We start from the raw sequence: 6,965 nt of genomic DNA, 5'->3' as shown, positions 1-6,965 counted from the left end.
TTAGAGCTTGAGAGACATCCATAAAAAAATCCAAGTGCATTAAATACACTTGGATTTTGACAGCTCTGAAGGATCGTTCAACCGATCACTTTAGTTCTAACTGATCGGCATTAGACCAACAGGTCGACTTTTTTATTGCTTAAGCTTTTATCACTTTAAGAAAATCTGATGCTCATTCAAGCTTAATCTATCAACAAGTCTCGATTAGCTTTTTTTACCGCAACATTGTTTGAATTTCTTGCCACTTTCACACGGACATAAATCGTTTCGACCAATGTCTTTAAACGGGTTCACGCTTTGTGACTTATTACCCAACATGGCTTCATCTGCCGCAAGTGCCACTTCAGAAATCATCAAATCAATCTGACCAACCAAGTCAGCAAGCGATGGCGGATTCTGAAGGCCAGCAGCGACCATTTGTTGTTGGGTTTGTTCTTCGTCGATCGCCAGCATCAATGTAGTTAGCAGCGCTTGTAGCATACGCAGCGTACCATCCGCCACGGTCACACTTTGCCACTGCTCTTCAATCGTAGGCCAAACCATCATAAAGCCTTCCGCGAAATCAGCGAATTGCTCGTTAAAGTCACCTTCCGCAAACACATCGGCTAGTAAGTATTCACTACGCTGAATCAGGTTGTGCTGACGGTTAATTTGTTCCGTCACGATTGTTACCAGCTCTTTACCCGCTTCAGGTGCGACGATAGCCAGCCACTCTTCTGGATCTAATGGTTTAGTCGCTAGGTTAGACGCAAGGATTGCACCTTCAATAAACTGCGGTGTAATGTCTGTAACTTGTTCTGGTAGGCTTAATAATTGATATGTCATGAAAGCTCGATTGTTTTAAATCATTTTGTCCATTATAGCGTTATCAAGCCCAGCATGTCGCCACTAACAGCTCAAGTAAACATGACAACAGGAGCCCCACTCTCGTAGTGACAATCCTGTGAGCAAGCCGTACAATCACGCATCTTAATTTTTGGTCCACTCAGTTTCGGTAAAAAAACAGCATGCGAGTAATACTTGGCCCTATGGAGGGCGTTCTTGATCATCTAATGCGCGAAATTCTTACAGAGATTAATGACTATGATCTCTGTGTCACTGAATTCGTGCGTATTGTTGATCAACTTCTTCCCCCGCATGTCTTCCACCGTATTTGTCCTGAATTACACCAAGGCTCTCAAACCATGGCAGGTGTACCTATTCACCTCCAACTTCTTGGACAGCACCCAAATTGGATGGCTGAGAATGCCTTCCAAGCGGCCAGCTTAGGCGCTAAAGGCATCGATATTAACTTTGGGTGCCCTGCGAAAGCGGTGAATAAAAGCAATGGTGGAGCGTCGCTGCTCAAAGAACCTGAGCTCATCTATCAAGTGGTGAAAGCTTGCCGAGAAGCGGTCCCTGCGCACATTCCCGTGTCTGCAAAAATTCGATTAGGTTGGGAACACCCTGAAGAATGCTTTGAAATTGTCGACGCGATCGAGCAAGCAAAAGCTGACGAACTTACCGTGCATGCGCGAACCAAAGTTGGCGGCTACAAAGCCAGCGAAATCAAATGGGATTACATCAACCAAATAAGAGAGAAGACCTCTCTGCCGTTGATTGCGAATGGGGAAATTTGGAACTATCAAGATGGCCAAGATTGTATTGAGGCAACGGGCGTCGATTCATTAATGGTCTGCCGCGGCGCTTTTAATATTCCAAACCTTGGTAATGTCGTTAAGCACAACCACCAGAAAATGCCGTGGGATAGAGTGATCGCACTCTTACTGCGCTATTCAGAGTTTCAAATTAAAGGGGATAAAGGCATGTACTACCCCAATAGAGTGAAACAATGGTTTGTCTATTTAAGTAAAGGCTACCCTGAAGCGAACGAACTGTTTAAAGAAATTCGTACTTTCAAGAAAGCGCCGCCTATCGTAGAGCGCCTACAACGCTATCAAGAAGAGCATTTCCACTCAGCTTAATATGTCTTAGCCAGGAAGAGCCATCAGCCCCTCTCCTCCTTTAAAGCGCAAGATTTCAGTAACATGGTTAAAACTCGATTCGGTCTTTACCGGTCGTCTTAGCCACGTACAGTTTTTCATCGGCGTACTTAAATATCTCTTCAAAGTTGAGTTTGCTTTGCTCCGTTTCAACAATGCACACGCCGCCAGATACCGTGAAGCCATTAGGGATGATATCCTCAGATTTAGAGCAAACCGCACTTTTTACACGCTGCAATGTTCTGATCAATGTTTCTCGATCATCCCCTTTCAGATAGACAACGAACTCTTCACCACCAAATCTCGCTGCAACATCACTACTTCGAATGCTATTACTTATCTGGCACGACATATAACGGATGACATCGTCGCCTTTATCGTGGCCGAAGGTGTCATTAATCGACTTGAAATCATCGATATCAAATACCGTTAAAGCAAACAACTGATCATGTTCTACGCTGCGCCAAAACGCTTCTAAACCACGTCGATTCAATAACCCTGTCATTGAGTCTTTAGCTGCCAGTTCTTTGAAGTAGCCGCGTTCGATATTGGAGTTAACATAAAAGAAAATCGTAACCGAAAACAGGTACACAATCACAGCGACGATTAGGCTGTCTTTCTCATAAACGAAGAAGTGACGAATCTCATTCACAATATCTAACTCATAATACATCGCGTGGTGAGATGCTACACCTTCGAAATCTATCTTACGATAGAAAGTTGCGGTATCACTCGGATTAACCAAGGTAGTATCAATAATATCAATCCTACCCGCTAGATGCTTATTCGAAGTAGCAAGTAATTTGTCCGCGTAAATACCGATTGACAACATCCCCTGATGCACGCCCTTGTGAAATACCGGAATGGTCATACTGATCATGCGGTCAAGAGAGTCAAACCGATAAGCGGGACCAGACAACGTTACTTGATCTGGGTTATTGGCTGTCTTTTGCCAGTAAGGACGGCTTTTGATGGTTGAAAGCAGTTCTTTACCTAAGCCTTTGGCAAAATCTTCCGGTGATGAAATTACATAGCCGCGTGTATCAATAAAATGTACACCGTTATGGGACTCGTCCAGTTGGGATAAAAAGGACAGGATAGGCGCCAGTGCAATCTTTTCTGACGCGCTTTTGTAGCTATCACTCGTTTCAGAGCACAACGACTCTTCTCCGACCAACATATAATTAATATCGACCGAAGGAATATCAGAAGTCTTTCCGTCAGCGAGCAGTAAGCTATCGATAGGCCAAATTTGACAAAGACCATCCACCACTTGTTTATTGTGATCGAGGAAAAGAGGGTTGCCTGACTTGTAGTAGTTTGAAAAGCTATAGTCTAACGCGGTAACGACTTTAGTGGTTCGCTTAAACACCTCTTCAATACGTTGAAATTCACCGCTGATGTCTTTCTCTACCGAGTCAAAATGGTTCTTTGCAATCAAGCTAAGTAACATCGCTGCGATCACAGCAGGGAAACCAAAAACAAAGGTAAGGCTAAAGTGCCTGTTAACTTTCATATCATGTGCTCTTTGCGCTTAGCTATTTTCATTTACCCCGTTAATATTATGACATTGATCACCAATTCGCTCGACGTAAAATAATGTAAATTGATATTCCACACGCAGCTAACGGTCAAATAACCGCTTACAAATGAATAAAATAGAGAGGCGCCAACATATAGAGCAGGTTAGTTCTGTTTATCTGAGCCCATTCCAATGCTGTTAATAATATGACTTGTGGCCTATTAGATCAACTAACACCGAACTCAATTCACCGGCTAACGATTGCACGATCAATCACAGACTGAGGCACTGTCACGCCAAGCTCGCGAGCAGCATCTAGATTCACCACCAACTGAGAACTTTGCGCAGTTTTTACACTTAGCTCGCTAGGCTCCTGCCCATCCAAAATTGCAGCTACATATTCAGCGGTTTGAACACCCACATTATAGTAATCAAGTACAATACCCGCGATCGCGCCTTTGTCTACATAAAACAGGGCGCCCGCTACAACAGGCGTACTGGCTTGGTTTGCAGCTCGCATTAGACCATCTACTCCACTCCCAACAGTGTTGTCTGTTAATCCATAAATGACATCTGATTGTTTGGCCAAAATTTTTGTCTTTCTCTCAACATCGGAGGCACTAAGCACGGTTTCTTCGCGTAAGGTAATTCCAAAACTCTTGGTCACTGTTCGCAACAATTTGATAATGGCAACAGCATTGGCCTCGGCAGGGTTATAAACGACGCCTATAGTGTTTGTGTCAGGTAGTATTTCTCTAATTAACGAAACGTGTTGAGCTACCGGTGATAAATCAGACAGACCAGTAACATTTTGTCTGGGCTTATCCAATTGTTTCACTAAACGAGCGCTAATCGGATCAGTGACCGCAGTGAAAACAATTGGGATTGATCGAGTTGCAGAGACCAAAGCTTGAGCTGTTGGCGTGGCGATGCCGACCAAAACATGAGGGTTGTCACTCGCAAGTTTTCTTGCAATTTTTGCTGCTTTTGCAGGCTTCCCATCAGCTAGAGCATAAGTAAATTCCAAGTTTTTTCCAGGTTCATACCCTTTTGCCTCTAGACCATCTAAAAGCCCCGAACGCACAGCATTCAAATCATCGTTATCTATAATTTGTGCAACTGACACCTTGGAAATCGCCGCTAAAGCATGGCCAGCCGACAACAAAAAAACAAGGCTAACCACCAATAACTTTCTTAAAAAATTCATAATCATACCCTAAATCAAGATCTAGTTATTATTCAACAAAGAGAGCAAAACAACCCCCTAATGACAACTTTAACACTAGCAAAAAACCTGGATATTTAATGAACAAAAAATACAACATCGATCGAATTAAGAGAGGAAAATTAAGGATAATTTCAGGATATGCTAAAAAGCAAGACGAACATACTAACCAGTGAACAGCCGAATGATCGTGTACAAACGGTTCACATTCAAAAAAGAAAGCTGAGGATTCCTTTAAAACCAACGCTCCATTGAGGACTTATCTAACTGGCGAAATGCACGATTCAAAATGATTGCCAATTCTTTATAGCGAGGGCGTGACTTCATAGGCTCTAACGCAAAACCCGTTTCAGTAATCTTCTCATGCAGCTCGCGATACCACGATACGAGTGCTGGCGGAAGTTGTGTATTTGAGCGATTGCCCAACCACCACATGCCTTGAAGCGGCAAGCTGATTGCAAACAAAGCCATAACCACAGCTTGTGGCATCGCTTGGTAATTATTAAAGACCATTTGCGTAAGAACGCTGATAGCAGCAATCGCTGGCATCACCTTCACACCAAAGCGCGTCGCTTTAATGATTCGTTGCTCAGGGAAAATAGCGTTTAACTCTTTTCGAACAGGCCAGAGATCCATGTACTTTTGGCCATCTTTTAAACTGTTAGCTAAACCAACTCTATTGCTCATATGAGTCTCCCATTAAAAAAAAGTTGAAATCATCAACTAAAAACACAAAAATTTGACGAAAAATAATATTATTTCAAATTTTTTTGTTATATTTGCACAATATCGCTATTATTTGCAGACCTCAATCTCATTGTTGCCCTTATTTACAATTTAAGCAACTTTGAGAAGACTTCTGCAAGGAATGCACAAGCCTCTTTTTTGATAAAGAGCGCTTTCACTTTATACGGAAATTAACGTTTTTTTGACCAAGGTTAGTACGTAATCCTATGTGTTTCGACTATTCTTGAGATTAATTTTCATCCTTAACTGATTTCGATCAGAAAAATAAACAGGTAGTCATTAATGTCTAAGCTAGTTTTAGTTTTAAACTGTGGTAGTTCTTCTCTTAAATTCGCTGTTGTTGACGCAGAAACAGGTGCTGAGCACCTAACAGGTCTAGCAGAATGTCTTCACCTTCCCGAAGCTCGTATCAAGTGGAAACTTGATGGTAAACACGAAGCTCAACTAGGCGATGGCGCAGCTCACGAAGAAGCACTAGCGTTTATGGTAGAAACTATTCTTGCTTCTAAGCCTGAGCTTAAAGAAAACCTTGGCGCGATCGGTCACCGTATCGTTCACGGTGGCGAGCTGTTCACTCAATCTGCACTAATCACTGACGAAGTTCTTAAGGGTATTCACGACGCTGCGACTTTCGCGCCTCTTCACAACCCAGCTCACATCATTGGTATCGAAGCTGCTAAGCACAACTTCCCTGAGCTTAAAAACGTTGCTGTATTTGACACTGCATTCCATCAAACAATGCCTTCTGAGTCTTACCTATACGCTCTACCGTACAACCTGTACAAAGAGCACGGTATCCGTCGTTACGGCATGCACGGTACTTCTCACCTGTTCATTACTCGTGAAGTTGCAGGCCTACTAAACAAGCCAGTTGAAGAAGTTAACATCATCAACTGTCACCTAGGTAACGGCGCTTCTGTATGTGCAATCAAAAACGGTCAATCTGTAGATACTTCTATGGGTCTTACTCCTCTTGAAGGTCTTGTAATGGGTACACGTTGTGGTGACCTAGATCCTGCGATCATCTTCCACCTACACGACGCTCTTGGTTACTCTGTTGAAGAAATCAACAACATGCTAACTAAAGAATCTGGTCTTGCTGGTCTAACTGAAGTGACTTCTGACTGTCGTTTCGTTGAAGACAACTACGGCGAGAAAGAAGAAGCAACTCGTGCAATGGACGTGTTCTGTCACCGTCTAGCTAAGTACGTTGCTGGTTACACTGCAACTCTAGAAGGTCGTCTAGACGCAATCACTTTCACTGGCGGTATCGGCGAGAACTCTGGCCCAATCCGTGAAATGGTTCTTAACCGCCTAGGCATCTTCGGCATCGAAGTTGACGGTGAAGCTAACCTTAAAGCTCGTTTCGGCGGCGAAGGTACTATCACTACAGCTAACAGCCGTATCCCTGCAATGGTTATCTCGACTAACGAAGAGCTAGTAATTGCTGAAGACACTGCGAAACTAGCAGGTCTTTAATTGATTTTCC

Annotated in this window: 6 protein-coding genes; 2 read left to right on the top strand and 4 right to left on the bottom strand. The window is 43.2% G+C overall.

Translation table 11 applies throughout. The features are described 5' to 3' along the window. Window positions 1–204: 204 nt before the first annotated feature. A complete protein-coding gene (locus ED652_RS18635; protein ID WP_122055764.1) occupies window positions 205–825 on the bottom strand; it encodes a YecA family protein in 621 nt (206 codons plus the stop codon). A 182-nt stretch (window positions 826–1,007) separates the two neighbouring features. On the opposite strand from ED652_RS18635, the gene dusC reads away from it, so the two are divergent. Continuing rightward, entirely contained in the window at window positions 1,008–1,964 is a 957-nt protein-coding gene (dusC, locus tag ED652_RS18630; RefSeq protein WP_017107304.1) for a tRNA dihydrouridine(16) synthase DusC, read from the top strand. A 67-nt stretch (window positions 1,965–2,031) separates the two neighbouring features. On the opposite strand, the gene ED652_RS18625 is transcribed toward dusC, so the two are convergent. From ED652_RS18625 to yfbV, 3 genes are all read right to left on the bottom strand, one after another. Continuing rightward, complete coding sequence (locus tag ED652_RS18625) at window positions 2,032–3,498, bottom strand: GGDEF domain-containing protein (protein WP_122055763.1); 1,467 nt, start codon at window positions 3,496–3,498, stop codon at window positions 2,032–2,034. Between the two features lie 253 nt (window positions 3,499–3,751). Continuing rightward, window positions 3,752–4,711, bottom strand: a complete 960-nt coding sequence (locus tag ED652_RS18620) for an ABC transporter substrate-binding protein (protein WP_122055762.1) — start codon at window positions 4,709–4,711, stop codon at window positions 3,752–3,754. 252 nt (window positions 4,712–4,963) lie between these two features. Next, window positions 4,964–5,416, bottom strand: coding sequence for a terminus macrodomain insulation protein YfbV (gene yfbV, locus ED652_RS18615; protein ID WP_122055761.1), 453 nt, complete (start codon window positions 5,414–5,416; stop codon window positions 4,964–4,966). 342 nt (window positions 5,417–5,758) lie between these two features. Here yfbV and ED652_RS18610 point away from each other — a divergent pair, with 342 nt between their 5' ends. Then, window positions 5,759–6,955: an acetate kinase gene (locus ED652_RS18610; protein ID WP_122055760.1), complete on the top strand. Its 1,197-nt coding sequence runs from the start codon at window positions 5,759–5,761 to the stop codon at window positions 6,953–6,955. Window positions 6,956–6,965 lie beyond the last annotated feature (10 nt).

Origin of the sequence: Vibrio sp. Evd11, assembly GCF_900382755.1 — a bacterium.
GTDB lineage: Bacteria > Pseudomonadota > Gammaproteobacteria > Enterobacterales > Vibrionaceae > Vibrio > Vibrio lentus.
The sequence above is the reverse complement of the archived record's forward strand: the minus strand, read 5'-3'. Positions and strand labels throughout refer to the sequence as shown.

Coding starts and splice junctions, on each gene's coding strand:
- yfbV (WP_122055761.1), bottom strand. CDS start 5,416: ATGAGCAATAGAGTTGGTTTAGCTAACAGTTTAAAAGATGGCCAAAAG.
- ED652_RS18625 (WP_122055763.1), bottom strand. CDS start 3,498: ATGAAAGTTAACAGGCACTTTAGCCTTACCTTTGTTTTTGGTTTCCCT.
- ED652_RS18610 (WP_122055760.1), top strand. CDS start 5,759: ATGTCTAAGCTAGTTTTAGTTTTAAACTGTGGTAGTTCTTCTCTTAAA.
- ED652_RS18635 (WP_122055764.1), bottom strand. CDS start 825: ATGACATATCAATTATTAAGCCTACCAGAACAAGTTACAGACATTACA.
- ED652_RS18620 (WP_122055762.1), bottom strand. CDS start 4,711: ATGAATTTTTTAAGAAAGTTATTGGTGGTTAGCCTTGTTTTTTTGTTG.
- dusC (WP_017107304.1), top strand. CDS start 1,008: ATGCGAGTAATACTTGGCCCTATGGAGGGCGTTCTTGATCATCTAATG.